Consider the following 25,667-nt stretch of genomic DNA (forward strand, 5'->3'; position numbering starts at 1 on the left):
TTTATTTCAATTGTTCTGCAATGCCGAACCACACCACATAAGCATGGGCTGCCTCTTCCATGATCCTTTGATATAAGAAACCTGTCCGGTCGCGCCACTCTCTGTCCGACTTTTCCAATGGAACAATCCCTCTGGTAATATCCGTACCTATCAGAAGCAGACGGCGCTGAGGGGCCTCGTTCTCCCATGACAACAAAGGTTCCAGCCAGGACCAACCTTCTTCCGTCTCCCTGGCCATAAATTCAATGTTTTCAAGAACGAGCTGATCTGTGTCCGGGATGTGCACCTCCTGGGATTTCAAGTCCATCCACGTGTGCTCCTCATGATGGTTCAGCCACATATCCCGGGCCCATTTTCCTTTTCCGTTATAGGATCCACCTGTAACAAATTCCATGATATCCCCCCTTCCCCTTTTTGCTGAAGCTTAATTTTGAGACCTTCTCCAGGGTGGACTGGATAGGTCCAAAGAGGTGTTCCTGTCACCCAGCTGACCATTTCCCTTAATGGACCTCCGTGGGTAACGACCACAGCGGATTGGACCTGCTGTTTCTCGACCACTCTTAGCAGATACAGCAAAAACCGATTTACTCTCTGTTGGAAATGCGGATATGATTCCCCTCTCGGTGGTGTAAACCGGTCCGGCCGGGACACCCACGCCCTATAGAGGTCATTATCCCTTAAATCCTCATACGTGCAGGTTTCCCAGTCACCGAAATGGATTTCCCTGAGAGAAGAACTTCTTCCGTATCGACAGCCGGGGAACAACAGCTCCGTCGTTTCCACGCAGCGAAGCAGATCACTGCTGAAAACCAATCCCATATCAGGGAGCTGATCCTTGAACATTTGAACGCTTGTTTTCCCTTCTTCAAGAAGCGGAACATCACTCCAGCCGATATATTGTCTCTGCTTGTTTCCTTCGGTTAATCCATGACGGATAAAATAGAGATCCACCATACGATCCATAACAGTGTTTCCCCTCCTTCCACCGTTGCACCTAATACATCGCCCGTCATTCCCCCGAACGAACGGATAGATCGATTCCGGAAAAGCCAATACATCAAAAAAGCTGCTGAAAACGAGAGGACGGCCGGAATCCAGAACAGATGATATCCAGCAATGAATATGGCCACCCAGATAAGGTTCTGCAAAAGACTGATGATCCATAGTTTTTTTTCATAAGCTGACTGAAAAAGCACACACAGCCCCTCCTGCTTGGCAGGAGGTGTCCAGGCAAAATGATAAAGAAGGATACTTCTGCTGATCCATGGAAGGACAAGGAGGCCGAAAGCAAATGCAGCAAAGGATACATGCAGGGTTTCCATTAAAAACAGGAAGCGGACGGAAAGGAGAAGGAGAACGGAGAGGACGCCGAAAGCCCCCGTGCGTGGATCACTCATGATCTCCAACCGTTTATCGATGGATTGGTAGGAGAAGAAAGCATCTCCTGTATCCATCCACCCATCCAGATGAATGCCTCCAGTGAACACACCGCTGATAATCAAAGCTGCGAGCGCGATCCCTTCATTAGACATAGGCGTATACACATCCAGCAGAAAGGAAACCCCCAATGCGCATCCTCCGGCGGCAAGCCCGACCCAGGGCAGACTCACCATGGCTCCCCTCAACTGCCTTCCCTCCATCGGCAGCTCACGACGGACAGGTAAAATGGAGAAGAATTGAAAGGCCAGAAGAAATCCTTGAATCCATGCCTTCATGGTACAAGCTCCTCCCCATTTAATAAGCGCAGGAGCGCATCGGTATCCACTTCTGCAGCTAATTCATCCGCTGCTTTGTCATAAGGGTCTTCTTCCTGATCTGCTTCAGGAAGGACCGGAAGATTCTTTTCTTTACGGAGCCTGTTCAACCAGTCTGTTCGAAAGCCATCATTATGGAACACATGATGCAGATGGGTGCCTATTACTCTGCCATCATTCCAGACTGCACCTTCATCACGGCTGTTAAATGTGAACAAAGCTGGAACTTCGTCTTCAGCGGTGACTTCTCCGAGGTGAATTTCATACCCTTCAATAGACTGGGGTCCGAAACCACTGGAAGCGTGCACTTCTCCCCGGACCTGCCTCGTCTGCTTGTCGGTATTAAACACCGACCTCATTGGCAGGATGGACAGTCCTTCATGGGAACCGTGTTGGTCTGTCAGCTGGCGGGTAAGCATTTGATAGCCTCCGCATATCCCTGCCGCTGTCCCTCCCCGGTGTATATAAGAGGTCAAAGCTTCGGCCAGACCTTTGTTTTGCACCGCTTTCAGGTCTTCGATCGTACTTCTTGTCCCCGGAAGAAGGACAGCATCTGGACATCCGAATTCTTCCTTACTGTACACATAGCGGATACTGACATCCTTTTCCCTATAGAACGGATCGACATCTGTAAAATTGGAAACGTAGGGAAAAACGATGACGGCAAGATCCAGAGACTTGGTACCTGTGGACGCCTTAGGGGGACGTAATGATAAGGAATCCTCCGCTTCAATATGATGTTCGACATGCGGAAGAACCCCGAGGATAGGGAGCCCCGTATAGGTTTCGAGCCACTTCCGCCCACCTTCGAACAAGTCAGGATCCCCACGGAATTTATTGATGAGGATCCCTTTGACCCTATCCCTGTGATGCGGGGGAAGCAGTTCCAGCGTACCGACGATGGATGCAAAAACCCCGCCCCTGTCGATATCCGCTGTCAGCAGGACCGGAACGTCAGCAAGGTCGGCGACAGCCATATTCACAAGCTCCCGGTCATTTAAATTCACTTCAACAGGACTTCCGGCTCCTTCAATAACGATATAGTCAAAAGAGTTATTCAGTTTGTCAAGGCTCTGCTTGATAGCTTGAAGCCCTTCTTCATAAAAGGCAGCCCGGTAATTACTCCCTGAGAATGTCTTCATAGACTTTCCAAGACAGATGACTTCCGCATCCTGATCGTTTCTCGGTTTTAAAAGGATTGGATTCATTTCCGGAAGGGCCGGTGTCCTGCACGCCTCTGCCTGGACTCCCTGGGCCCTGCCGATCTCTGTTCCCCAATTGGTTACATAGGAATTATTCGACATGTTCTGCGACTTAAACGGCGCCACTCGATATCCCTGATTGGAGAGCCACCGGCAGATTGCGGTTACAATGAAACTCTTTCCTACATTGGAAGCTGTTCCTTGTATCATTAGTCCCTTCATAGCTGTTGCCCCTTTTTAAGCCGGGCGTGGCCGAACTGCATATGATAGACAAGCTCGGCCATATCAACCAGTTTTACATGGAGGGTTCCCAGCAGTTGTAAATATTCTTCAATCACAGGCGGATGATCGGAAGCATCCGAAAATAGATCATTGGAAACAACGATCAGATGACCTGCCCGTTCATTTAAATGAATGATTTCACCCAGGATCGCGGCCACAAGGTCATCCACACAGGTATCCCCGTCCATCTTCACCCATTCATTCGTCGCCCAGGTCGTTAAACAGTCCAGGATGACAACGCTGCCATCGGGAAAAGAAGCTTCCGATGGTTGGACTGGATACTCATGAAGAACCCATGTAGATAACGAATTTTCCCTGGCCTTTTGATGATGATCAATCCGGTGCTGCATTTCTTCATCTGTGTTAACCCCTGCAGCAATATAATGAAGGGTTTCTTCTCCTGTACCCTCAGCTTTCCTCTCCGCCATGCTGCTTTTGCCACTCCTGACACCGCCTATCACTACTGTAAGCATACACTTCTCCATTTTTCCAGAGTTTTGAGAAGCAGGTCATTATCCGCCCGCTGTTTCACGGCCACACGGACAAAGGCTCCGTTCAACCCCTTGAAGTTATTCGAATGCCGGACAGTCACGCCTTCCTGCAGGAGAAAACAGATCATGTCATCGGCCTGGCTGTGGAAAGGGTCTCTCATGAGAAAGAAGTTCGTTTCCGTGGATAAAGGAGTGTAGCCCAGCCTCTTCAATTGTAAAAAGAGGAAAGCTTTCTCCCTGGAAAGATCAGCAGCTGTCTGCCGGGCGAATCCTTGCTGATTCAAACAATACATGCCCGCTTCCTCAGCAAGTGCGTTGACACTCCACTCCGGCTGCAGGCGCTTCAGTGCTTCAACCACCTTTGCCTCTCCCATTACATAACCGAGGCGGAGTCCGGGTATGCTGTACATTTTTGTGAGGGAGCGAAGAAGAAGAACATTCGGAAATTCAAACAAGTCGGGTGAGAAGAAAGGCTCTCCTGAAACAAAATCATAAAAAGCCTCATCAATCACGACCTGAACGTCGTTGAATTCACAGAGTTTTAACAACCCATACAATACATCAGGCTGATAGGTTCTACCTGTCGGATTGTTGGGATGACAAAGTATGAATAGATCCAGGCTCGGGAGGTGTGGAAGAATATCTGGAATAAAGAGATGAAAGTTCCTCTCTTCCGATACATAAAAGTTGACGATGTCACAACCATACGCTTCACACGCTTTTTCGTATTCGGAAAAGGTTGGTTGAATAATCCCCACCCGCCTGCCCTGCCAAAATCGGGCAATCATATGAATAAGTTCAGAAGCTCCGTTGCCGACGAGTACCTTTTCTTTCGGCAGATCCTGCATCAAAGCAATTCGTTCTGTAAGCCGCTTTTGCTCAGGATCGGGGTATTCATGGATCAAATCCAGATGGTGTGCCATATGAGCCTTCAACCCGGCCGGAGACCCGTATGGATTTGTATTCACGCTGAAATCCGTAATCGTTTCTTTCGGTATTTTCCCCTGCATTTGATAAAGTTTATAAGGATTTGCACCATGAGACGGCCAGTTCAAACCCAATCCCCCCTAACCAGAGCAGGACAATCCATGCTGCCACCGTCCGTGTTAACAGTACATTGACCTGCTTGATATGTATGTCTGTCAATTCATGATGAGGAAAACCAATATACGGGCGGAATGACTTTTCCCCGAAATACGTATTTTCTCCACCTAAACGTACGCCAAGCGATAAAGCGGCGGCGGCTTCCCCCCAGCCACTGTTCGGACTTGGATGATGCGAGGCCTGAGAAGACAGGTGATGGAACCTCCACCGCTTTTCACGGGCTGTTCCATTGGAAACGATGAGCGTCACGCAAGCCGTCAGCCGGCTTGGGATGTAGTTAAATAAATCATCCATTTTCGCTGATACATACCCGAAGGCTTTGTATCGCTCTGTTTTGTAGCCGACCATTGAATCACACGTATTCACCGCCCGATACAACACAGCGAGTGGTGCCCCACCGATCAAAGCGTAAAAAAGGGGTGCCGTAACACCGTCACTTACATTTTCCGCCACCGTTTCGACCGTACCACGGACAAGCTCCCTCTCTTCAAGATGGCCCGTATCCCGGCCGACAATCCACCCAAGCTCCCGACGTGCAGTCTCCCAATCCCCTTCCCTCAAAGGAAGATAGACGTTAAGAGCGGCTTCTTTCAGCCCTTTTCCTGCAATCGTCGTCCATATAAGAAGCCCTTCTACAATGACGGACGCGGAATGACTCCATAAAGCGGCAGCGGCTGCCATCCCCCATGCAGTCAGAAAAGCGGAACCTGTAACGACAATCCAAAGAAGCGCTCCTCTCCAAACCTGATACCGGCCCTTGTTCCAGGACTTCTCCAAAACCGCAATAACCTTTCCCATCCCTGTAACAGGATGAGGCATCTTTGTGGGATCTCCAAAAAAGAAATCCAGGAGGCATCCTAATGTGAGGGCAAGCAGATGGGAAATCAAAACCCATCTTCTTTTCGATTGAGGTATCGGGCAGCCGCTTCCTTCGTCGCTTTGTATACAGCTGGACCGACCGCTCTGCCTAATGAAGAAATCGTTCCTCCATATTCCAGCATCGCTCCCTGCTGTGTGCCTGCGATTAAAACACTATCTGTAGAGGTGCCTGTTGCCGCCGTACCCGTTACAGGATCGTTAATAGCCATATCCATCAGAGCCCTCACCTTAGCCTCTGTTGCGGTCATCAGGCTTTGAGCATAGGCCTGTTCAGATAAATGTCCGTCTATGAACACCCAGGTATTGATCGTCCCCGGCACAGTTTCTTGTAGATGACTGCTGCCGTGGACGACATCCACAGCGTTCCCTGTTCCTGCTGTGACGACGACGAGCAGCGTAAAATCTTCATTTTCAACAAACTCGGTCGAAAGATCCTCGACGTCCGCCGCTGTCATCATGCCCACGGTCCTGTGGATCTGACAGCCCCATCGCTCCGCTTCTGTCCTCAAATAGCCCGCTGGATCATCACACCGGAAAGAATGGTCTACCTGGACATTGATAAATTCTTCAAACCAGCCGAAGCCGGGATGAAGAACAGCCGACGAATAACACTTCAAAGGTTGACGACTTTTGTAATAGACCCGCTCCTTTGAAACGTCCAACTGATCTGGTGACAGGATGGATTTCGGTTTATCTTCGTTAAAAGAGGGGACGACATTTGTAAACGGCTTCGAAAAGGAGGGGTGAGCATGGACATGGATATCCGATCGGTAGACGGCTGACAGGTGCTGTTCATTCAGCACCACTTCCGGTTCTTGCAGCGCCTTCACCCTTCCTTGATCCAACAACAGGAGACGGTCGCAGTACAGGCTTGCCAAATTCAAGTCATGAAAGATCGCGACGACCGTCAGTCCGTTTTTCAAGGACCACTGTTTTAATGCGTCAAGCATCTGCTTCTGATAACTGAAATCCAGGTGGTTCGTCGGTTCATCCAATAGAAGAATGCGAGGTTTTTGAGCCAGCGCCTGGGCCAGGAAAACACGCTGACGCTCCCCTCCACTAAGGGATAACAGCGACTGGTGCCTGAACTGTGTCACCCCGGTTTGTTCCATCACTTCTTCTGCAATCTGATAATCCTCTCTTGTCCACTGTTTGAAAAGTCCTTTTTGATAAGGGTAGCGGCCTATCAACACAGTCTGCTCCACTGTTGTGGAAAAGGACACATCATGATGCTGGGGAAGGACTGCCATTTCCTTCGCTGTTTCTTTCGCTGTCATACGGCTGATCGGACGGCCCTGAATGGCAACGTCCCCCCTGACTCCCGGCAGCGTCCCGTTTATCGCTTTAAGTAACGTCGTCTTTCCACTGCCGTTCGGACCGAGGATACCAAACATTTCACCCTTAAGTATAGAAAAGGACAGATCATGAAGAATGTCATGGTCGTAACCGGCATAGAGATGTTGCACGTCAATCATGAACTTCTACCTCCTTTTCTTCTTCGGATTAGTATGGCAGCAAACATCGGTGCCCCGATCAGAGCGGTGACCACACCTATAGGAAGCTCGGATGGGGTGACGATTGTTCTGGCCAGTAAATCAGCGAGAATTAGAAATGCACTTCCATTCAAGACACACAGTGGTATTAGATGCCGGTGATCACTACCAAACAACTTCCTGCATATGTGAGGGATAACCAGTCCGACAAATCCGATGGTCCCGGATACGGCAACAGCCGCACCAGTCAAGATAGAGGCCGCAGACAGGACCACGTATTTTTGACGCTCCACATGAACCCCGAGCTGCCTGGCCCGCTCCTCACCAAAGGTCATCGCATTCAGTTCCTGTCCTGTAAATATGAGCAATAGGACTCCACCAACAAAGAAAGGAAGCATCAAATGGACATAATCCCAGCCACGGTTACCGACACTACCAAGCAGCCAGTTGATGATCTGCCGCAGCTCCTCTCCTGTCAAAGAAATCATAAGGGATATGAATGATCCGAGGAATGAGCTGAAGATAATCCCAGTTAAGATGATCGTCGTCATGGACATCGATCGGTCTACAAGCCTGGCAAAACCTACGACGATAAAAATCGTGCAGATCGCTGCCGTAATACTTACGACTGGAAGCGTAAAAGAACCGGCAAAAGGAAGACTTATGCCCAGGAACAAAACCGCAACCGCTCCCACCGACGCCCCTGAAGACACGCCGAGTGTATAGGGATCCGCGAGCGGGTTTTTAAGCAGACCTTGAAAAGCGGCCCCTGATACAGCCAGTGCGCCGCCTACCAATCCTGCAAGAACGACCCTCGGCAGCCGGATCTGCAGAATAATTGCCTGCAGAGTAGGATCTGTCCCTTCAGACACAGGCAAAAATGGAAGCAGCTGCCCGCCGATGATGCGGGCAATAGCTTCGAAGGAAATCGGGACACTGCCAAGGGAAGCCCCGAGAAAAATGCTGAACACTAAAAACAAGACACTGCCAATATAATGTGTCGTCTTATTCGCTAAAAACGTCTGGATAAACGGCTTCTGCAAGTTCCTGAACCCCTTCAACTAAACGTGGACCCGGACGTGTGACAAGATCGGAATGAACATCATAGACTTGTTCTTCCTCTACAGCAGGTACGGTGTCCCAGCCATCCCGGCTTAAAACACTGCCTTGAGGATCTTCTGTGTAATAGCCATACGTCGTAATGATGACGTCCGGCTGCAGTTCAACAATTGCTTCATTGTTCATTTTGAACCAGCCTTCCTGATCCCCGACAACGTTTTCCGCCTGAATAGCAGCCAGCATTTCATTCAAAAATGTGCCTTGTCCACCTGTGTAGATTTCAGGTTCCGGTGACACTTCCACAAATACATCTTTTTTGTCTTCCTCAGCAATCGCAGCCGCCTTTTCTTCAACCGCTTTCAAGTCTTCCTGCATACCAGAGACGATCTCTGAAGCTTTTTCGCTTGTTCCGGTAATATCTCCAATCGTGGCAATCGTTTCATAGACCGTATCGAACGAAGAAGCATCCTTAACGACATAAACGGAAATCCCTGCATCACGAATCTGCTGAAGGGCTTCTTGGGAAGTATGCGCTCCGGAAGCATGAGCAAGGACTACATCCGGCTCAAGTGAAAGGATTTTCTCTACATTCAAATCCTGTCCTCCGATTTTCTCTTTTTCGGCAGCTTCTTCCGGGTAATTGGCGAAATCACTAACCCCGACCACTTCCTCGTTCAAGCCAAGTGCAAACAGGATTTCCCCATTGCTTGGAATTGTACTGATAATATTATCCGGTTCTTCTTCGATGGTTACTTCATTATCCATAGCATCCGTTAAGGTCAATGGATAAGAACCCTCTTCCCCGGACGTTTCATTTTCTTCTGTCGTTTGGTCGGACTGGTCCTCGGAAGACTCTGCATCCTCATTCCCACCTGAAGCACATCCCGCCAGTAGACCGATGACAAATATCACAGCCAGCAGTTTTCTCCATAAATGTTCCATCTTTATTCCTCCCCTTATTCCTTGGAACACAAAAAAACACATCCCCGGAAAAGATGTGCACCATTAGAAAACACCGCAGACGGGTCCCTTCTAATCTTTCGACACACCCTCCTATCCGCGTAGGTTTTTTTGGTGTTTAAAGCAGGCAGGTCTCCTGACTTCAGGTCAACAAGCCCCGCTCCTTCCCATACGTTTTTGCGTACAGTGGATCATCTGCGGGTCTCTCTCTGTTACAGTGGCGGGACCGTGCTGGAATTTCACCAGCTTCCCTATTAAGCAATTGAGTCGTTCAATTGCGCCTGCTTTTCCAATATGTAGTTCATTTCTATTGTAAACGAAATTTGACTAAATTGCTCCCATTTTCTTTTTTTCCGCCGGACTTTATTTAATCCAACCTGCCTGTCAAAGCTGTCCATCCTCTTGTCATAATCCGTCCATTTCACTAACGTGGACCAAAGAAGCTTGAATGATATACCTTTCAGGCGCGTCTCCAACAAAATTAAACGGGTAACAGGTAGTCAGTGTCAATGTCGGCTCCTTCTTATCCACAATGACAGAGCGGTCGTCTGCATCAGTAACCCAGGTCTTCTCTACTTTGTATTCATAACGCTTTTGTTCATACTCATAAAAAAGGGAATCTCCTTGTTTGATATCGCCCAGGTTCGTAAAAACCGTCTCCCGGTGCCCGCTTAACACGGTATGCCCTTTTTCATCAGGAGTGGTGGTCCACTCACTCACATACATGCCGACGCCCCGTTTCAGTGAATCCTCATCCGCGCCCCAGTAAGTGGTGTATCCTTTGTTAAGCATCGGGATGATCAGCCTTCCCATCTCTTCTCCTTTTTCATATGTAGATACTTGCTCACTGTACACCTTCTCTTTCCCTGCCGTTTTACGATCAGGGCCATCCAAGACCGCCATTTCATTTATTTCCGTGGAAGCTTCCTCCCATGTACTGATTTCTTCTTGGGAGACCTTCTCTACTGCACCGGCAGCATTCCACCATTGAAGTCCATAAAACAGAGAGATGGAAAGCCCGATGGTTATGATCCCAATAAGAAATTTATTCACGAAAAAACCTCCTTTTTCATTAATAAAGAAAGGGAGAAGCCGCTGTGCGGCTTCTCTATCTCCTTCTTATGCTGTCTCTTTTCTTCTGTACAAAAGGACGACTCCGGCAGCAGCGGCAGCAAGTGCACCTGCTAATGCGTATACCGGTTCATTGGAAGACGTGTCTGGAAGCTCACCGCCGGCAGCCTCTTCGAGTGTCTGGGCATCCAGGACTTCCTGAGGAATTTCAATAGAGCCTACCCCATTGAAGTTGGAAAGAGTGACATCAGAAGTCTGACTGATAGTTACAGATTCACCGCTGTCCTCAAACATCATTTTCATGTCCATCATCATACCTGTCATATAATGGTTTTCTTTATCAATGGTTACTTGATAAGAGAAATCTTCAATTTCAACTTTCTCCATCAACTGCTCCATCATCTTCTGCATTTCAGCAGACTGCTCCGAATCCTGCTGACTGCCGGAAGATTGAAGCATTTGCGTGGACATTTTCAATAGTTTTTCGCCGTCACCTTCATAGGTCAGTACATAAGCGTCATCTTCCTCACTGACGGTCATGTCTGAGGCAAGCGGCATCGCTTGGGACATCTGCCCTTCTGCCATCATGGATTTTTGAAGATTTCCAAGATCTCCGGACATTTTCACCCAGCCTTCCTCAGGCACCTGAACGTAATACCCATCCTCCGTCAAATATGATTCCGTTTCCTGACCGGCAATGGTCGTCATCATATGCATTGTAAGAGGATCAAGCATGACATCCGCCTTTGATTCAGATGTCACTTCGGAGTTTTCTCCGCCTTCCATCCCCGGTACTGTCTGTTCAGAAGACGTATGGATCGTATAGCTGTCCAGACCCATCATCGCTTCGTTCGATTTTTTCAAGATGTCTTCCGCACTCCTATCAGCCGCAGCGGCTTGAAGAGGTAACGCAAACAGAACAGCACCAGCCATCATCGTACTCAAAAACTTTTTCTTCATCCAAACACTCCCGTTTCATATTGGCTTCTACGGTGAGTTTCCTATGTATGTATGATCCAAAAGCTGACCCAACCCACTATTTTCCACCTACAGGTTAATAACCCACCCCTCTCACTTTTAAACATAAAATCCTCATTTTCTGCATTTTTATTCCAGATGTTGTCGAAGGATTGAGTCTATAGTCGTTAGGAACGCCGGTTACTTTCCCGAAAGGTACAGAGATCCATCCTGATGGATTTGGCATGCAGAAATTTCCTTAAAAGAAACAAACCCCTCCGTTTTCACCTGCTCCTGAAGCCATTGTTCGCTGAAACCGCTCTGCTGGAGTTGTTTCTTGACAACTTCTCCATCTATGATCACCAGGTAGGGAGAAGAGGTGGTTTGAGTTAAAAGGTTCATATGGGCAGGAGTGACCGGAGAAGCCTCCGCTTTCCTTAATACACTGACAGTCCCGTCGGTTTCGAGTACAGCTGCTTCCACGTGGCTGAAACTGAAGACACCTTTTTTTCTTAACTCGGCAATAAGTTCATCCACTGTAAAACGTACTTTTTTCATTTCTTCCATCTGAATCTGTCCATCTTTCATGAGTATGGCTGCTTCACTATTGAAAATCCGGCGGATCCAAAGACTTTTCAACGTCAAATGGTCGATAAGAAAAACCAGTCCGGAAAATAAAGCGAGGGCAAGGATGCCACGCGGAAGGGACACACTTGGGGACAGAAACGTCGTCGCTGTCATACTTCCCAGGGTTATACCTGCAATAAAATCGAAAAGCGTCATCTGGGATGTCAATTTCTTTCCAAGTGTCCGGGCCAGTATATATAATACAAAAAATAAAACGATTCCGCTTCCAAGATACATAACCGTATTCATCAGGCACCCTCCTTACTTTTTTCCTTAACCCTAGCGTTCCATATTTCATCAGGGATTATGAAAAAGCCACCGAATTTTATATTTGGAGGGTTCCTGTGTGAATAATAAGCCTTTAAGTTGATGAAATGAAACGGCTCTGAAATAATAAGACCACACCTACTAGAAACGGAGGTATAAACATGGATGCATTTATCCGCTCCGATCAATACCATTATATAAAGAATGAAACCCAGAATCTGCTGAACGGCCACCGGACGACCAATGATTCATCGGTCACTCAGGCACTTACCTCTCTTTCTTCCGAAAAAGCCCTCGATGTTTTTGAAGCGTTAACGGAAGGACAGCACGAATTGATCCGTCAGATTGAAGAGGTGCAGGAAGAAACAGATGCCATTTTTTATTTTTCCAGACTGAAGCATTATGTGATTCCTTTCCCGAAGCTGACCGACGCAGAAATCAGCCTCCTGTTTCCTAAAGTAAAAAAACTTCAGGTTCCGGAATTCGATGAAATGGACTGGGCTGAAATGTCCTATATGGGGTGGAATGACCCTGCAGCCAATCGTAAATATATCATCACGAAAGTCGACGACCGGTATACCGGTCTTTACGGACACTACCTGCCATCCAGGCAGAAGAACATATGCACGCTCTGCCATGAACAGGAGCGTGTCGGCCTGTTTACGGTCACCAGCAAAGGAAAAGATGCTGAAGAAAGCGTAACCCGTGGGAATTATATCTGCTATGACAGCAGGAAATGCAACGAAAATATAAAGTCCAGGAAACCTCTGGAGTCGTTCATCAAGCGTATGATGAACCTATAAAAAAAGCCCATCCGGAATCCGGATGGGCTTTTTTTATGCTTGTTTCTGTTCAGTTTCTTTGTCGTAATCGGGAGAAACCGCCCGCTTAATCGTCAAGGCAATGACCACAGTGATAACTCCCAGGGCAAGCGCAAACCAGTAAGCTTGATGAACGCCGGCTGTCATGGCTTCGGTCATTAGGGCACTTCCCTCCTGTGCCTGTTCTCCATCGAGATAATTTCTCTGCCCCTGGCTCATAATGCTGACAAAAATGGATACTCCAAGCGCCCCTCCGATCGGCTGCAGCGTATTGGCTATCGCTGTTCCATGAGGATACAAGTGCTTCGGCAGCTCATTCAGCGCATTGGTCTGGGATGGCATCATAATGGCTGAAATCGACAACATCAGCAGGATATAAGCAAGAACAAAACTCCACGTCGGGATGGAGGGTGTGATTTGGCTGAAGAAGAACATCACCCCTGTCAGGATAATCGTCCCGGGAATAATCAGCTTCCGTGGGCCGACTTTGTCAAATAACGTCCCCATGACCGGTGACATCAACCCATTAAGCAGGGCGCCGGGAAGTAAAAGCAGTCCGGCGATTTTGGCGGAATATCCAAGGGGACCCTGGAGATACATCGGCATGACGATTTCGGAAGCGAACATCGCCATAATGACAATAACAAAAATAGAGATGCCTCTGGCATAGCTCGGGTATTGAAAAACCCGTACATCAAGAAGCGGCTCATCCAAACGGAGCTGGCGGAAAACAAACCAGACCATGCTGATAACTGCAGCAGCCAGGATCACAATGATCGAGGGTGAGGCGAATCCTGCTTCCGTTTCCCCTGCACTGCTGAAGCCATAGACGATTCCGCCGATTCCTATAGAAGAAAGGACAATCGAAATTGCATCCGCCTTCGGTCGTGTGATCTCACCGACATTCTCAAGGAATTTCCATGCGAAAATGATGGAAAACAAAGCAAATGGAATGACGGTAATAAACAACCAGCGCCACCCCAGGAAATCAACAATGACCCCGGATAATGTCGGGCCGATCGCTGGAGCGAACATGATGACGAGTCCGAATGTTCCCATAATCCTTCCTCTGACCGCAGGCTCATACAGCAAAAGAAGGGCATTCATAATGACAGGAATTAACAATCCCGTTCCCACCGCCTGAATCATACGCCCGGTTAAAAGCATCGGAAAGTTCAATGCGGACGCTGCAATTGTCGTTCCTATTAAGAAGATCGTCATAACTCCGATAAACATCTGTCTCGTCGTAAACCATTGAATTAAGAGGGCGGATATCGGCATCAAGACCCCCATCACCAACATGAAGCCCGTGGCCATCCACTGGACCGTCGGAGCACTTAAGCCGAAAACATCCATAAGTTCTGTTAAAGCTATGTTCAAAAGCGTCTCGTTGAGAATGGCAAAAAACGCCCCGATCATAAACGTGGCCAATATAATTTTTCTATTCTGCGTCGTCTCCATTTTGAACCTCCATCTTCTCTGTCAAAGTACAATCCTTCCCTATGTTCTATAAAATGATCCACTTTTGCAAGGGTTTTGCTTTTCTTTACGATCATTTACACCTGCTTTTACAAAGACTTCCTTATAAAGAAAAGATATCAATCTTTCTTTGACAGAAAGCTCACAATGATGTAAATTACTATTGTACGAACAATAATTTTAATTATTACTAAAATATTCGTGTTTCAGGAGTGATTTTGATGGAAAATGTATTTGATTATGAAGATGTTCAATTAATTCCCGCAAAATGTGTCGTAAATAGTCGTTCTGAATGCAACACCTCTGTTCAATTTGGAGATCATACGTTCAAGCTGCCTGTGGTTCCCGCCAACATGCAGACCATTATTGATGATGAAACAGCAACAAAGCTTGCTGAACATGGATATTTCTATATCATGCACCGCTTCCAGCCTGAAACACGCACCCGTTTTATTGAAACCATGAAGGAAAGAGGTTTAATTTCTTCCATTAGTGTTGGTGTGAAGGAAGACGAATATGAATTTATCGAATCATTGGCTGCGCGCCATCTGACTCCGGATTATATTACGATCGACATCGCCCACGGACATTCCAGCGCTGTCATTCACATGATTCAGCACATCAAAGCCCACCTTCCTTCCACGTTCGTCATTGCTGGAAATGTCGGTACTCCAGAAGCCGTCAGGGAACTTGAAAATGCCGGAGCCGATGCCACTAAAGTAGGAATCGGACCAGGAAAAGTATGTATTACCAAAGTCAAAACCGGTTTCGGTACGGGTGGGTGGCAGCTGGCAGCTTTACGCTGGTGTGCAAAGGCAGCCAGTAAACCTGTTATTGCCGACGGCGGAATCCGCACCCATGGAGATATCGCAAAATCCATCCGTTTTGGCGCCTCCATGGTAATGATCGGCTCCCTCTTTGCCGGTCACGAAGAATCCCCGGGAGAAACCGTTGAAAAAGATGGGAAACTCTACAAAGAATATTTTGGCTCTGCTTCTGAATATCAAAAAGGGGAAAAGAAAAACGTCGAGGGCAAGAAGATGTTCGTAGAATACAAAGGACATTTGAAAGATACCCTTACAGAGATGGAACAGGATCTTCAGTCCGCCATCAGTTATGCAGGCGGTACCGACCTTGATGGCATTCGACACGTGGACTATGTCATTGTAAAAAACTCCATCTTCAATGGAGACAAAGTTTATTAAAAAGAAAACCGGCCGCTTCTACGGCCGGTCAGGCTGTCGGTAACGTTTCCGGCAGCTTTTTTTGTACAATGGATTCCCGATCTTATGAAAAGCCCGTTAAGTATGCCTGCAGAAGCACGATCATTCGAAGATCTGCTTGGTCAGGAATCTCTACCGGAAAAAGTTAACGGAGGCCGTGCTACCGACAGGCTTCTTCCCATATGCGGGCCTTTGCAATCAAGATGACATAAAGCCACCTCTACATGATGTTTCTAAAGCCGGGACGGTCTTCTTCTTTTCCATCCGTATCAATAATCTCGCTGCAGAAGTGGGATGTATATATCAAAATCATGATGATCCATTTCCCTTGGCACCGGGTACTTCTCGAACTTGATTGGCAGATCATCATACTCCACACCAGGTTCACGATGAGGTTGTCTCCCCATATTCTTAAACCATTGATAGACAGCTGTATAGGTATCTGCAACACTTTTTCCTTTCAAATGCTGCACGTGCAGATAGGTTTGTTCTGGAATCGTTTGAAGATTCATCGTCGAGGGAATTTCCACCGACTCGTCAACCTGAATAGTGGACAAATCCATCATCCCTCGTATGATAAGAAAACCCCCATTGTTCAGATAGATGCTCAAGGTCAGCTCTTGCGATCATTTCCGCCATTACACCCTCTATAAACCCTTTCAGATCCGAAAGCTCTGTGTAACTCCCTTCCCATCTCCGGCAGGCGGTCTTCCATTCCGGAAGCGTAATGATTTCCATAAACTCACTCCTTTCCCGTAAAACAAGATTTATCAGTTATGTCAGAGGTTCAATCTGTTTTCTCTACTACGTATGTGCCTCTTTTTCCCCTTTCCAAACCAGCCCATATAAATAATCAGGTCTTCCAATAATAAGCATCCATCTATTCCGTTACCTTGTTTCGCTGGACAGTGCCGCCTGCTCTTCTACACGGTCGACAAACTCCTGGACGACTGTATCATTCCCTTTTTTATTCGCCAGCTTCATCATGGCACGGCCGACAAAGTTGGTCCCACGATTGGACCCGGAGTATATCAACCTTGTTGTTGAATTATCTACTTTTTCCAATCGGAAGGACGCCGTTACTTCAAACGCTCTGCCGATCACAAAAGCGATTTTCTTATGTTTAAATGCCGGTTTGTCTTCATACACAAGCGTATTTACAGTATAGGTTTCGAGACGCTTCCCTTCTCTGTAAGTCTGAAGATGTTTCGCACCAGCTTCCGTTTCTGTTTTTTCGATCAGCTTATGCTCTTCCACCTTAGGCATGATCCGCTTAATGTTTTTATCTTTGAAAAGATCCCACACATCCTCAAGTGAAGCGCCGATCATTTTTTCTTTTTCCCATTCTATCATTCGTTCTCCTCCTTACCAGATTGGATAAAATCATCCAGTTCCTTAATTCTTTCTTGAATATCTTCTGCCTCTTGTTCCATTTTGCTTTTCTTTTCGGCTAACAATTTTTCCAGACTGGTAAAGGAGTCATCGTCCATGACCGTTTTCATTTCCTGTATGGAAAAACCGAACCTCCGCAGTTTACCAAGCAGAAGAGCGAGAAAATAGCTGCCGTCATCATAGTACCTGTACTTGTTTTCGGGATGAATAAAAGCCGGTTCCAACAGGCCCACCTCTGCATAATACCGGAGTGTATCCTTGCTGAGGCCGGTAATGTTTGAGAATTCACTTCTTTTATACATGACACACCCTCCTGCACTTATTATAAACCGTGGGGTACACACCATAGTCAAGGAATCTTTCCAAATGAAAAAAACATCCCCTCCCATTGACCTTATTTCCTCTATCATTACGAATCTTTCACGCTGCACCAGGCAGGATAAAAGTCCGGGTAGTTTTTGTTTCATGTTTAACGTTGAAAGATATTGTCTGAAGTGTGGACTTCAACCCTATTATGCGAAGTAAGAACATGAGGAATTTACCTTGTCATATAATGGAAATTTACATGCGCTTAATCATAAACCTGTTAAACAATCTATCGCAAAGGAGTCCGCTATGCTCACTAAAGTAAAGCAAGTCTTATTTTTAAAGCGCTTGGAAAAAGTGCTGGGATCTTACAGGATAGACGTTCATTGAGCCGGCTATTCAATCGATGACGGTTCACTACTCCAAGGACGTGATTAACAGAAAAATCATCCTCCGTTTTATCAGTCTATTTTTCAAGCAGACGCAGTTTGATCCGCTGGACAATATCATGATCAATATTGCCCCTGCCCAGCGCAAGGATTTTCTACGTAGTCTTGTAACAGGATTCCTTATTCTGCTGGCCTACTTGAACAACAAACCGGGGAATGTTCCTGGAATGCTCGACTATGCCGTCGTCATTTCCACTGCTTATACGGTTTTGTCCCATGGAGAAAACAAACTTCGCCACCCGGATGTTCTCACAGGAAATGTAAGCATGCTGTCCATCGGGGCAGGAAACATTCTTCAAGTAGCGATGGTAACGTGGGCTGTCAACGTCCTTGAGCTTTTAAATGATTCAAATAAAAAAAGAATACTGGCATTCTAAAAAAACAGGAGGTATCACTATGGTATTAAATAAGGATTTCATGATGGGATTTGTATCAGGAACAGTCGTTGGAGCAGTGGGCTACCGGCTCTACGAACAAAACCAGGGTCAGCTTTCACAGCTCATTCAAAACCCCGGCGTTCAATCTATGAATTCACTGCCTTCCCTTTCAACGAACGAGAATGAAGTTACGATGGAGGACTTGATCGCACAGAAAGAACGCCCGGAAGATTATATTGCCGAGAAAAAAGTGAACAGCGCCCAATAAGAAGAAGGCCAAAAGGTACACTCCCCCGGAATGTACCTTTTTTATAAACTTTCGTATAATATTCTGTCTTCACTGTTGACATTTCATGGAGTTAGCTATATATTTTGCACAAAGGAAACTTTTTATGCCAAAAGCAATATTGTCATCTTTTTTTGGGACCCCCATATAGTAAAGGGGTATCTTTTTTAAACTAAAAGTTGCACTCGGCAAATTTAAATGCCCTAATATAAATTTTATGAAGACATGCACGAACCATGCATATAGAAAATGATTAAAGGAGGATCATCATGCACCACCCAGCTATATCCATCAAAGATCTTCACGTTTCCTATTATGGAAATGAAGCTGTCAAAGGTATCAGCCTCTCTGTGCAGCCAGGGAACCTTATCGGCATTATCGGGCCAAACGGCGCAGGTAAATCTACGTTTCTAAAAGCTGTACTGAATCTGATTCCTAAAGATAAAGGAACCATACAGTTATTCGGGAATCCCATTCAGGAAGCACGACGGAAAATCGCCTATGTCCCTCAAAGAAATGATATCGACTGGGATTTTCCAATTACTGTCCTCGATGCTGTCCTGCTCGGCACCTATCCCAACCTGAAACTGTTCCGGAGACCGGGAAAAAAAGAAAAAACCTGGGCACTGGAGTGTTTGGACAGAGTCGGTATGAAAGATTTCAGCAAGAGACAGATCGGTGAACTTTCCGGGGGACAGCAGCAGCGTGTATTTCTTGCCCGCGCCCTGGCCCAAAAAGCGGATATGTTCTTTCTTGACGAGCCTTTTGTAGGAGTCGACGTATCCAGTGAGGAAACGATCGTCAAGATTTTGAAGCAATTATGCTGGCAGGGAAAAACCGTCGTGGTCGTCCACCACGATTTAAGTAAAGCAGAAGAATATTTCGATCAGCTCATTTTACTAAATAAAGAATTGGTAGGTTTCGGTCCTGTCAGTGAAGTTTTCCGTACAGAAACCATCGCCAAAGCTTACCAAGGGCAATTCGCCTTTATGAAAGAGATTGGAGTGTAATTATGGAATTTATTGAAGCCGTCTTTCAATATGAATTTCTACAAAAAGCGCTGCTTACATCGATTATGGTCGGTATCATCTGCGGAGTCATTGGCTGCTTCATTATCTTAAGAGGGATGGCACTCATGGGAGACGCCATCTCACACGCCGTCCTACCTGGTGTTGCCATTTCTTATATGCTGGGAATCAACTTCTTTTTCGGTGCCGTTTTCAGCGGTGTATTGACGGCCATTGCCATTGGATTCGTCAGTCAAAACAGCCGGATCAAACATGATACATCCATTGGAATTATGTTCACCGCTGCATTCGCTGCCGGGATTATCATTATTACACTGCTGAAGAGCAGTACAGATCTGTATCACATCCTGTTCGGGAATGTCCTCGCCGTCCGTTCGTCAGATATGTGGATCACCATGGGCATCGGTCTATTTGTTTTGGCAGCTGTGTATTTATTCTATAAAGAACTGCTCGTTACATCCTTCGACGAAACGATGGGGGCCGCCTATGGGCTGCCTGTACGTATGATTCATTATTTTCTTATGACTCTGTTGACGATGGTAACCGTGGCTTCTCTGCAGACCGTCGGCATTGTCCTCGTCGTAGCCATGTTGATTACGCCGGCAGCAGCCGCTTACCTATTAACAGACCGGCTTTCCATCATGATTTTTCTCGCTGCCGGTATCGGCGTCATATCAAGCATTACAGGGTTGTACTTCAGTTTCACCTACAACCTGGCTTCAGGAGCTGCCATTGTTTTAGCAGCCACCGCTCTTTTTATTCTCGTCTTCCTTTTCTCACCAAAGCACGGACTTCTATGGAAAATGCTGAAAGTAAGGAAAAAGCGGGCATCCCTCGTTTAATGAATGAATAAAGTTAATGGGAGTCATCATTAATGCAGGGAAGACAAGTACCTCTTCCCTTTTACCACTTGTTATCTAAAGCACCATGGTATAAAACAACGATTAACGAATAGTCAGGAGGAATGATATTATGTTGAAAAAGAATTGGATCCTTAGTGTACTCGTGTTTTCCACTCTGCTCTTTCTGGCAGCCTGTGGAGACAATGAAGCAAGCGGTACGAAAGAGGAAGATGAAAAAGTACAGGTCGTAACGACGTACTCCATTATTTATGACATCGTTAAAAATGTCGGTGGTGACAAAGTGGAGATTCACAGTCTCGCTCCCATCGGCTCCAACCCCCATGAATACGATCCACTACCGGAAGATGTAAAGAAAACAACGGATGCTGATGCCGTATTCTACAATGGTTTGAATTTGGAAGCGGGAAATTCATGGTTCAATAAACTGATGGAAACCACCGGAAAAGCCGGCGACGATGCTCCTGTCTTTTTAATGAGTGAAAATGTTGAAGCCATGTACTTAACGACAGAAGGCAAGGAGGGTGAAGAAGATCCTCACGCCTGGCTGAATATTCAAAACGGGATCCAGTATGCTGAAAACGCACGGGACGGCCTGATTAAGGTGGATCCTGAGAACAAGGAAGTCTATGAAAAAAATGCAGAAGAATATATCGCAGAACTGCAGGATCTGCATGATGAAGCAGTGGCCCAGTTCGAGGAAATCCCCGAGGAAGAACGTGTGCTCGTTACAAGTGAAGGAGCATTCAAATATTTCAGTGAGGCTTACAACTTCCAAGCCGAATACATTTGGGAAATCAACCAGGAAAACCAGGGGACTCCTGATCAAATCACTAGAATTGTAGATTTGATCAATGAAAGAGAAATCACAGGATTGTTCCTCGAAACCAGTATTGATGCCCGGAGTATGGAAGCTGTATCATCAGAAACCGATGTTCCGATCAGGGGTAAAGTCTTTACCGATTCCCTTGCTGAACCTGGAGAAGATGGAGACAGTTACATCTCCATGATGGAATGGAATATCAAAACGATTAAAGAAGGATTGACTCAATAAATGCTAAAAACGCCTCCCGGCTGATCGGGAGGCGTTTTTTGTACAGCGGGAAGCGGCCGGGACCCACCCCCTGTATATATATTCATTTACGTGTCTTACAGCCTGATATTCAGTGATTCAAGAGACGTAATAATTGGCTGTCCTGTGACTTTGAAATATTAAAAGGGAGAGTTTCTGGACTTCAGAAACTCTCCCTTTCTTCAAGAAAAGCCTATGATAAGCTCTCTTCCTGATTGCCAGTAGACATCCATATTTTTTTAATAGTCAACGGATGTCCCGCAATAGGAAACCGGTGATCAGGACTTCTTCAATAATAGATAAATAAAATAAGGGGCGCCGATAAGCGCAGTCATAATTCCGGCTGCAATCCCATCGGGTTCTGCGATGTTTCTCCCGACCGTGTCAGCAAACAACAGAAGCCACCCTCCTATCAGGATACTCAAAGGCAGGTACAGCTGGCTTCTCGGACCGATAAGTACCTTGGCCAGGTGAGGAGCCATCAAACCGACAAATGCAATCCCTCCGGTAACGGATACAGCAGAAGCAGCAAGAGCTACCGCGGTCATCAACATAATAAAACGCTCTTTCTTAAGCGGAAGACCAACGCCGATGGAAACCGGTTCACTTGTGTTTAATAGATTCATAACGTTGCTTTTCCAAAGCGCAAATGGAATTAAAACGATGATCCATGGCAGCAGCGCAAGGATGAAAGGCCAGTCTGTGCCCCAGATACTGCCTGCCAGCCATTTAGAGATGAAGTCCACTTTCTCCCTTGGTGCTGATGATATGAGAATAATCATTAAACCGGAAAGAGCCATGGAAAACCCGACACCGACCAGCACTAAACGGACAGGCTCAAAACCGGTCCTTTTATTATAGGAAAACAAATAAATACCCAGGGCCGTGATCATTGCTCCCCCGAATGCGATCAGTGGAAGAATATAAACGAAAGAGCCTGCATCAATGGGAGCAAACAAAAAGAAGAGCGCAACAGCAGCCCCTGCCCCTGCATTGATTCCGATAATTCCCGGATCAGCGAGATCATTCCGGCTGATCCCTTGAAGAATAGCGCCGGATAAAGCAAGAGCCATCCCCGCCAGTACGGTTATGATCATCCGTGGAAGACGAATCGAAAATAAAACAAATTCCTCTTTAAAACCGCCGTTCCCGAGGATCGTTGGAAGAATCCGGTCATAGGAAACGGAGGAATATCCGAGACCAAGCCCTGCTACAGCGGTTGCTAAAATTAAGAGTGAAAGCAGGATCAGATATAGACGTTGTTTTTTCAAGACAGAAGGATGAATCATGAGAATGCATTCCCCCTTTTTTGTATAACAAAGAGGAAGAACGGCAGACCGAGTACAGCAACAATCGCTGCAACCGGCGTTTCATAAGGGGCGTTAATCGTCCGGGCCAATGTATCCGCGAGGAGAAGGAAAGCTCCACCGAACAAAGCAGACATCGGAAGCACCATCCTGTAATCATTTCCCACGATCGGTCTGACCATATGGGGCACCATCAAACCGACAAAGGCAAGGTTTCCGACCAGCGCCACCGCTGCTCCGGCCAGCAGGGTAATGACGATGAATAAGATAATTTTAACAGTCAGGATATTCTGCCCGAGTCCAACGGCCACTTCCTCATTCAAGCTGATAATCGTCAGCTGACGGGCCAGCAGGACAGCAACGATCGTCCCGATGAATACAATGGGAGCAATCAGCTGTATCTGACTCCAGGACGTTCCGATCAACCCACCGGCCGTCCACATGGAAACATCTTTGGACACTTTGAAATAAAGGGCTACACCTTCGGCCACAGCGAACAAAAACGCTGAAATGGCTGCTCCGGCAAGTACAATCCTGAACGGAGAAAAACCGCCGCGTTTAGCTGAACCGATTCCAAACACAAGAACCACTCCGACGGCCGCTCCAATGAAACAGGCCAGCATAATTCCCATGTAATTCGCAGAAGGGAATAAAGCAAGTGTAACCGCAAGTGCAGCATTTGCCCCTGCGGTTAAACCAAGCAGACCCGGATCAGCAAGAGGGTTCCGGGTCAACCCCTGCATAATCGCCCCTGACACCGCCAGCGCCGCACCGACAAGGGCTGCAGCAATCTCCCGCGGCAGACGGATTTCCCTTAACATCGTCGTAGTTGAGTCCAGCGAACTGGTCGTCATGGAAATCCACGCCTGCTTAAAGGTGGTGTCCGCCGCCCCGAATGTCATGGCGACAAAGAAAGAAAGGATGAGGACGGCGATTCCAATTATGAATTTATATAGTTGCCTTACTGAAAAAGTCTGCATAAAGTCTCATCTTTTCTACAAAAGGTTATTCGTTCAAAAACTTCTCTTGAAAGAAGCTGAGCTGGTGTTCCAGTGAAAGAGGATCATTAAAGTAGAAAGCTTCGGCATCTGCTTCAAACACTTGATCGTTTTCTACAGCAGGAATATTCTTGTACGTTTCCGTTTCCTGGAAGGAGCTGTCTGCACCATCCGACTTACTGAAAATCATGTAATCCCCGGCAAAGTCTGAGAGCACTTCCGGAGAAATCGCATAGAAACCATCCTCAAGCGCCATTTCCTTCACTTTATCAGGCATCTTCAGTTCCATCTCTTGATAGAGAATTTCTGTTCCGCGTGCCCAGTTATCTCCAAAGACATAAAGCTGCTTATCAAACTCTTCGAATACAGTGACCGTCGCATCTTCACCGATTTCATTTTTGATTTCTGTACCCGCTTCCCCGGCTTTTTCCTTAAATTCATCCACCCACTGCTGGGCTTCCTCTTCTTTATTCAGAAGTTTCCCGATTTCCACATGCTGCTCCAAATAATCGAGCTCACCATACGTGTAAGTGACGGTCGGAGCAATTTCATTCAGCTTGTCCTTGTTTTTCGTGTTCGCCAGCCCGATAATCAAATCCGGGTCAAGCTCAATGATTTTTTCAAGGCTTTCATCAGAAAGCTCTTCTGCATCCGCAAGATCTTCCTCGAACAACGGGTTGCCTTTAGACCATGCGTCCACCCCTACAATGTTCGTATCCAGCGCAAGAACATTACCCGCGAAGGACGAGAGGACAACCACTCGCTCCGGCTCAGCCGGAACTTCAACTTCACCGTTTTCGGACTCATACATTCTTGTTTCAGAATCAGAACTCGTCTCTTCGGTTTGTGTATCGTCTCCGCTTTCATTCCCTGTATTTTCGTTTTCTGTTTCTCCACCACCACAGGCGCTAAGAATGAGCAGCAGTGACAAGAGACTGATCAGCCAGATTTTCTTCATGATTTCTATCTCCCTTTAATAAGTTGTATGTCAAACAAATAGGTTTTCCTGTTCGAGGGTCCGCAACGATTTCAGCATCAATATGAAAGACCCTTCTTAACACGCTTTTATGAATGACTTCCTGTCCGGATCCAGACTTTATGATTCGTCCGTGCTTCAATGCAATCAGGTGATCAGCAAATCTGGCAGCCTGGTTGACATCATGAAGCACCATGACAATCGTCCGTCCTTCTTCTTTATTCAGCCGTTCCAGCAGTTCGAGAACTTCCAGCTGGTGTGCCATATCAAGATAGGTCGTCGGTTCATCAAGCAGGATGAGATCTGTTTCCTGAGCCAGGGCCATCGCAATCCATACCCGCTGCCGCTGTCCACCCGACAAGGCATCCACCGGCCGGTATTTAAATTCCGTCATTCCTGTCATTTCAACAGCCCAGTCAATGACCTCCCGATCTTTTTTCGATAGACGGCCAAACCCTTTTTGATAAGGAAAGCGTCCGTATGATACAAGCTCACCGACTGTTAATCCTGGAGCACCTTCCGGAGATTGAGGAAGAATCGCCATCTTTTTGGCCAGTTCCTTTGTCGGGTGATGATGAATGCTTTCACCGTCCAGATAAATGCTGCCTTCCTGTTTAGGGATGATGCGTGCAATCGATTTCAGCAGTGTGGATTTCCCACAGCCGTTGGCCCCAATAATCGTCGTTATTTTCCCTTCCGGAATTTCCAGTGTCATATCCTCTACAATGAGTTTATCCTCGTAGCCCACATGGAGACCATCCGTATGTAGACGTGTCATAATAAGGACCCCTTTCGAACATTTAAACCATTTAACAGTGATAATGATTCTCACTCTCGTACATTATACTACGTGCTCCCGGGAAATTTGTCAACGCTTCATTCCCTTTCAAATGTGCGGAATTACCCATTCCATAAAAAAATACGATACTATTCTGTATTTTCCATAA

General features: G+C 46.7%; 29 protein-coding genes and 1 riboswitch. Of the genes, 7 read left to right on the top strand and 22 right to left on the bottom strand.

Annotation, left to right across the window (positions count from 1 at the left end; all coding sequences use genetic code 11):
* Position 1 precedes the first annotated feature (1 nt).
* The 13 genes from ACXAD6_RS10370 to ACXAD6_RS10430 form a co-directional block, all read right to left on the bottom strand.
* Positions 2-394 carry a bifunctional adenosylcobinamide kinase/adenosylcobinamide-phosphate guanylyltransferase gene (locus ACXAD6_RS10370; protein ID WP_474968807.1) on the bottom strand — a complete coding sequence of 131 codons (393 nt, stop codon included), beginning with the start codon at positions 392-394 and terminating at the stop codon, positions 2-4.
* Positions 331-963 (bottom strand): histidine phosphatase family protein, encoded by a 633-nt coding sequence (locus ACXAD6_RS10375; protein ID WP_474968808.1) that lies wholly within the window; start codon positions 961-963, stop codon positions 331-333. The genes ACXAD6_RS10370 and ACXAD6_RS10375 overlap by 64 nt, the downstream gene beginning before the upstream one ends.
* Entirely contained in the window at positions 921-1,715 is a 795-nt protein-coding gene (locus tag ACXAD6_RS10380; protein WP_474968809.1) for an adenosylcobinamide-GDP ribazoletransferase, read from the bottom strand. The genes ACXAD6_RS10375 and ACXAD6_RS10380 overlap by 43 nt, the downstream gene beginning before the upstream one ends.
* The gene (locus ACXAD6_RS10385) at positions 1,712-3,178 is read right to left on the bottom strand and encodes a cobyric acid synthase (RefSeq protein ID WP_474968810.1); all 1,467 of its coding nucleotides are present in this window, start codon (positions 3,176-3,178) and stop codon (positions 1,712-1,714) included. Before ACXAD6_RS10385 ends, ACXAD6_RS10380 begins: the two co-directional genes overlap by 4 nt.
* Positions 3,175-3,711 carry a bifunctional adenosylcobinamide kinase/adenosylcobinamide-phosphate guanylyltransferase gene (locus ACXAD6_RS10390; protein WP_474968811.1) on the bottom strand — a complete coding sequence of 179 codons (537 nt, stop codon included), beginning with the start codon at positions 3,709-3,711 and terminating at the stop codon, positions 3,175-3,177. The genes ACXAD6_RS10385 and ACXAD6_RS10390 overlap by 4 nt, the downstream gene beginning before the upstream one ends.
* Positions 3,699-4,784: a threonine-phosphate decarboxylase CobD gene (gene cobD, locus ACXAD6_RS10395; protein ID WP_474968812.1), complete on the bottom strand. Its 1,086-nt coding sequence runs from the start codon at positions 4,782-4,784 to the stop codon at positions 3,699-3,701. The genes ACXAD6_RS10390 and cobD overlap by 13 nt, the downstream gene beginning before the upstream one ends.
* A complete protein-coding gene (cbiB, locus tag ACXAD6_RS10400; protein ID WP_474970406.1) occupies positions 4,750-5,718 on the bottom strand; it encodes an adenosylcobinamide-phosphate synthase CbiB in 969 nt (322 codons plus the stop codon). Before cbiB ends, cobD begins: the two co-directional genes overlap by 35 nt.
* Positions 5,718-7,187, bottom strand: a complete 1,470-nt coding sequence (locus ACXAD6_RS10405; protein WP_474968813.1) for an adenosylcobinamide amidohydrolase — start codon at positions 7,185-7,187, stop codon at positions 5,718-5,720. The genes cbiB and ACXAD6_RS10405 overlap by 1 nt, the downstream gene beginning before the upstream one ends.
* Positions 7,184-8,248, bottom strand: coding sequence for a FecCD family ABC transporter permease (locus ACXAD6_RS10410; RefSeq protein ID WP_474968814.1), 1,065 nt, complete (start codon positions 8,246-8,248; stop codon positions 7,184-7,186). The genes ACXAD6_RS10405 and ACXAD6_RS10410 overlap by 4 nt, the downstream gene beginning before the upstream one ends.
* Positions 8,211-9,206 (bottom strand): ABC transporter substrate-binding protein, encoded by a 996-nt coding sequence (locus ACXAD6_RS10415; RefSeq protein WP_474968815.1) that lies wholly within the window; start codon positions 9,204-9,206, stop codon positions 8,211-8,213. The genes ACXAD6_RS10410 and ACXAD6_RS10415 overlap by 38 nt, the downstream gene beginning before the upstream one ends.
* Positions 9,207-9,333: 127 nt before the next feature.
* Positions 9,334-9,524, bottom strand: a riboswitch (cobalamin riboswitch).
* 105 nt (positions 9,525-9,629) lie between these two features.
* Positions 9,630-10,277 carry a class D sortase gene (locus ACXAD6_RS10420; RefSeq protein WP_474968816.1) on the bottom strand — a complete coding sequence of 216 codons (648 nt, stop codon included), beginning with the start codon at positions 10,275-10,277 and terminating at the stop codon, positions 9,630-9,632.
* Between the two features lie 66 nt (positions 10,278-10,343).
* Entirely contained in the window at positions 10,344-11,255 is a 912-nt protein-coding gene (locus ACXAD6_RS10425) for a DUF6612 family protein (RefSeq protein ID WP_474968817.1), read from the bottom strand.
* Positions 11,256-11,453: 198 nt separating this feature from the next.
* Positions 11,454-12,128, bottom strand: coding sequence for a DUF421 domain-containing protein (locus ACXAD6_RS10430; RefSeq protein WP_474968818.1), 675 nt, complete (start codon positions 12,126-12,128; stop codon positions 11,454-11,456).
* A 179-nt stretch (positions 12,129-12,307) separates the two neighbouring features.
* Between ACXAD6_RS10430 and ACXAD6_RS10435 the strand changes: the two genes are divergently transcribed.
* Complete coding sequence (locus ACXAD6_RS10435) at positions 12,308-12,949, top strand: FusB/FusC family EF-G-binding protein (protein WP_474968819.1); 642 nt, start codon at positions 12,308-12,310, stop codon at positions 12,947-12,949.
* Between the two features lie 33 nt (positions 12,950-12,982).
* Here the strand turns inward: ACXAD6_RS10435 and ACXAD6_RS10440 are convergent, their stop codons facing one another.
* The gene (locus tag ACXAD6_RS10440) at positions 12,983-14,428 is read right to left on the bottom strand and encodes an MDR family MFS transporter (RefSeq protein WP_474968820.1); all 1,446 of its coding nucleotides are present in this window, start codon (positions 14,426-14,428) and stop codon (positions 12,983-12,985) included.
* Positions 14,429-14,667: 239 nt separating this feature from the next.
* Here ACXAD6_RS10440 and guaC point away from each other — a divergent pair, with 239 nt between their 5' ends.
* The gene (gene guaC, locus ACXAD6_RS10445; protein WP_474968821.1) at positions 14,668-15,651 is read left to right on the top strand and encodes a GMP reductase; all 984 of its coding nucleotides are present in this window, start codon (positions 14,668-14,670) and stop codon (positions 15,649-15,651) included.
* A 287-nt stretch (positions 15,652-15,938) separates the two neighbouring features.
* On the opposite strand, the gene ACXAD6_RS10450 is transcribed toward guaC, so the two are convergent.
* The 4 genes from ACXAD6_RS10450 to ACXAD6_RS10465 all read right to left on the bottom strand — a co-directional run bounded on the left by ACXAD6_RS10450 (position 15,939) and on the right by ACXAD6_RS10465 (position 17,363).
* Entirely contained in the window at positions 15,939-16,226 is a 288-nt protein-coding gene (locus ACXAD6_RS10450) for an effector binding domain-containing protein (RefSeq protein ID WP_474968822.1), read from the bottom strand.
* Positions 16,207-16,407, bottom strand: a complete 201-nt coding sequence (locus tag ACXAD6_RS10455) for a hypothetical protein (RefSeq protein WP_474968823.1) — start codon at positions 16,405-16,407, stop codon at positions 16,207-16,209. The genes ACXAD6_RS10450 and ACXAD6_RS10455 overlap by 20 nt, the downstream gene beginning before the upstream one ends.
* Before the next feature lie 150 nt (positions 16,408-16,557).
* Complete coding sequence (locus tag ACXAD6_RS10460; protein ID WP_474968824.1) at positions 16,558-17,022, bottom strand: SRPBCC family protein; 465 nt, start codon at positions 17,020-17,022, stop codon at positions 16,558-16,560.
* A complete protein-coding gene (locus tag ACXAD6_RS10465) occupies positions 17,019-17,363 on the bottom strand; it encodes a MerR family transcriptional regulator (RefSeq protein ID WP_474968825.1) in 345 nt (114 codons plus the stop codon). The genes ACXAD6_RS10460 and ACXAD6_RS10465 overlap by 4 nt, the downstream gene beginning before the upstream one ends.
* Before the next feature lie 434 nt (positions 17,364-17,797).
* Between ACXAD6_RS10465 and ACXAD6_RS10470 the strand changes: the two genes are divergently transcribed.
* From ACXAD6_RS10470 to ACXAD6_RS10490, 5 genes are all read left to right on the top strand, one after another.
* Positions 17,798-18,193: a hypothetical protein gene (locus ACXAD6_RS10470; protein WP_474968826.1), complete on the top strand. Its 396-nt coding sequence runs from the start codon at positions 17,798-17,800 to the stop codon at positions 18,191-18,193.
* Between the two features lie 19 nt (positions 18,194-18,212).
* Positions 18,213-18,461 carry a hypothetical protein gene (locus ACXAD6_RS10475; protein ID WP_474968827.1) on the top strand — a complete coding sequence of 83 codons (249 nt, stop codon included), beginning with the start codon at positions 18,213-18,215 and terminating at the stop codon, positions 18,459-18,461.
* 287 nt (positions 18,462-18,748) lie between these two features.
* Positions 18,749-19,489 carry a metal ABC transporter ATP-binding protein gene (locus tag ACXAD6_RS10480; protein ID WP_474968828.1) on the top strand — a complete coding sequence of 247 codons (741 nt, stop codon included), beginning with the start codon at positions 18,749-18,751 and terminating at the stop codon, positions 19,487-19,489.
* 2 nt (positions 19,490-19,491) lie between these two features.
* Positions 19,492-20,349, top strand: coding sequence for a metal ABC transporter permease (locus ACXAD6_RS10485; RefSeq protein ID WP_474968829.1), 858 nt, complete (start codon positions 19,492-19,494; stop codon positions 20,347-20,349).
* A gap of 130 nt (positions 20,350-20,479) precedes the next feature.
* Positions 20,480-21,421 (top strand): metal ABC transporter solute-binding protein, Zn/Mn family, encoded by a 942-nt coding sequence (locus tag ACXAD6_RS10490; RefSeq protein ID WP_474968830.1) that lies wholly within the window; start codon positions 20,480-20,482, stop codon positions 21,419-21,421.
* A gap of 296 nt (positions 21,422-21,717) precedes the next feature.
* Here ACXAD6_RS10490 and ACXAD6_RS10495 read toward each other — a convergent pair whose 3' ends face one another.
* Genes ACXAD6_RS10495 through ACXAD6_RS10510 form a run of 4 tightly spaced genes read right to left on the bottom strand, consistent with a single transcriptional unit; the run spans position 21,718 to position 25,498 of the window.
* Positions 21,718-22,728 carry a FecCD family ABC transporter permease gene (locus tag ACXAD6_RS10495; protein ID WP_474968831.1) on the bottom strand — a complete coding sequence of 337 codons (1,011 nt, stop codon included), beginning with the start codon at positions 22,726-22,728 and terminating at the stop codon, positions 21,718-21,720.
* On the bottom strand, positions 22,725-23,726 hold the full coding sequence (locus ACXAD6_RS10500) for a FecCD family ABC transporter permease (RefSeq protein WP_474968832.1): 1,002 nt from the start codon (positions 23,724-23,726) through the stop codon (positions 22,725-22,727). Before ACXAD6_RS10500 ends, ACXAD6_RS10495 begins: the two co-directional genes overlap by 4 nt.
* 25 nt (positions 23,727-23,751) lie before the next feature.
* On the bottom strand, positions 23,752-24,702 hold the full coding sequence (locus tag ACXAD6_RS10505; protein WP_474968833.1) for an iron-hydroxamate ABC transporter substrate-binding protein: 951 nt from the start codon (positions 24,700-24,702) through the stop codon (positions 23,752-23,754).
* Positions 24,653-25,498, bottom strand: coding sequence for an ABC transporter ATP-binding protein (locus ACXAD6_RS10510; RefSeq protein ID WP_474968834.1), 846 nt, complete (start codon positions 25,496-25,498; stop codon positions 24,653-24,655). Before ACXAD6_RS10510 ends, ACXAD6_RS10505 begins: the two co-directional genes overlap by 50 nt.
* Positions 25,499-25,667 lie beyond the last annotated feature (169 nt).

The organism is Halobacillus sp. ABH2_015 (assembly GCF_056158945.1).

What these genes read in the sequence shown, in the direction of transcription:
- ACXAD6_RS10480 (WP_474968828.1), top strand. Translation starts at nt 18,749, where the DNA reads ATGCACCACCCAGCTATATCCATCAAAGATCTTCACGTTTCCTATTAT.
- ACXAD6_RS10430 (WP_474968818.1), bottom strand. Translation starts at nt 12,128, where the DNA reads ATGAATACGGTTATGTATCTTGGAAGCGGAATCGTTTTATTTTTTGTA.
- ACXAD6_RS10490 (WP_474968830.1), top strand. Translation starts at nt 20,480, where the DNA reads ATGTTGAAAAAGAATTGGATCCTTAGTGTACTCGTGTTTTCCACTCTG.
- ACXAD6_RS10425 (WP_474968817.1), bottom strand. Translation starts at nt 11,255, where the DNA reads ATGAAGAAAAAGTTTTTGAGTACGATGATGGCTGGTGCTGTTCTGTTT.
- ACXAD6_RS10385 (WP_474968810.1), bottom strand. Translation starts at nt 3,178, where the DNA reads ATGAAGGGACTAATGATACAAGGAACAGCTTCCAATGTAGGAAAGAGT.
- ACXAD6_RS10440 (WP_474968820.1), bottom strand. Translation starts at nt 14,428, where the DNA reads ATGGAGACGACGCAGAATAGAAAAATTATATTGGCCACGTTTATGATC.
- ACXAD6_RS10455 (WP_474968823.1), bottom strand. Translation starts at nt 16,407, where the DNA reads ATGGAAATCATTACGCTTCCGGAATGGAAGACCGCCTGCCGGAGATGG.
- ACXAD6_RS10485 (WP_474968829.1), top strand. Translation starts at nt 19,492, where the DNA reads ATGGAATTTATTGAAGCCGTCTTTCAATATGAATTTCTACAAAAAGCG.
- ACXAD6_RS10505 (WP_474968833.1), bottom strand. Translation starts at nt 24,702, where the DNA reads ATGAAGAAAATCTGGCTGATCAGTCTCTTGTCACTGCTGCTCATTCTT.
- ACXAD6_RS10495 (WP_474968831.1), bottom strand. Translation starts at nt 22,728, where the DNA reads ATGATTCATCCTTCTGTCTTGAAAAAACAACGTCTATATCTGATCCTG.
- ACXAD6_RS10475 (WP_474968827.1), top strand. Translation starts at nt 18,213, where the DNA reads ATGGTATTAAATAAGGATTTCATGATGGGATTTGTATCAGGAACAGTC.
- ACXAD6_RS10465 (WP_474968825.1), bottom strand. Translation starts at nt 17,363, where the DNA reads ATGTATAAAAGAAGTGAATTCTCAAACATTACCGGCCTCAGCAAGGAT.
- ACXAD6_RS10500 (WP_474968832.1), bottom strand. Translation starts at nt 23,726, where the DNA reads ATGCAGACTTTTTCAGTAAGGCAACTATATAAATTCATAATTGGAATC.
- ACXAD6_RS10415 (WP_474968815.1), bottom strand. Translation starts at nt 9,206, where the DNA reads ATGGAACATTTATGGAGAAAACTGCTGGCTGTGATATTTGTCATCGGT.
- ACXAD6_RS10370 (WP_474968807.1), bottom strand. Translation starts at nt 394, where the DNA reads ATGGAATTTGTTACAGGTGGATCCTATAACGGAAAAGGAAAATGGGCC.
- ACXAD6_RS10390 (WP_474968811.1), bottom strand. Translation starts at nt 3,711, where the DNA reads ATGCTTACAGTAGTGATAGGCGGTGTCAGGAGTGGCAAAAGCAGCATG.
- ACXAD6_RS10380 (WP_474968809.1), bottom strand. Translation starts at nt 1,715, where the DNA reads ATGAAGGCATGGATTCAAGGATTTCTTCTGGCCTTTCAATTCTTCTCC.
- ACXAD6_RS10435 (WP_474968819.1), top strand. Translation starts at nt 12,308, where the DNA reads ATGGATGCATTTATCCGCTCCGATCAATACCATTATATAAAGAATGAA.
- ACXAD6_RS10460 (WP_474968824.1), bottom strand. Translation starts at nt 17,022, where the DNA reads ATGATAGAATGGGAAAAAGAAAAAATGATCGGCGCTTCACTTGAGGAT.
- ACXAD6_RS10510 (WP_474968834.1), bottom strand. Translation starts at nt 25,498, where the DNA reads ATGACACGTCTACATACGGATGGTCTCCATGTGGGCTACGAGGATAAA.
- ACXAD6_RS10375 (WP_474968808.1), bottom strand. Translation starts at nt 963, where the DNA reads ATGGATCGTATGGTGGATCTCTATTTTATCCGTCATGGATTAACCGAA.
- guaC (WP_474968821.1), top strand. Translation starts at nt 14,668, where the DNA reads ATGGAAAATGTATTTGATTATGAAGATGTTCAATTAATTCCCGCAAAA.
- ACXAD6_RS10405 (WP_474968813.1), bottom strand. Translation starts at nt 7,187, where the DNA reads ATGATTGACGTGCAACATCTCTATGCCGGTTACGACCATGACATTCTT.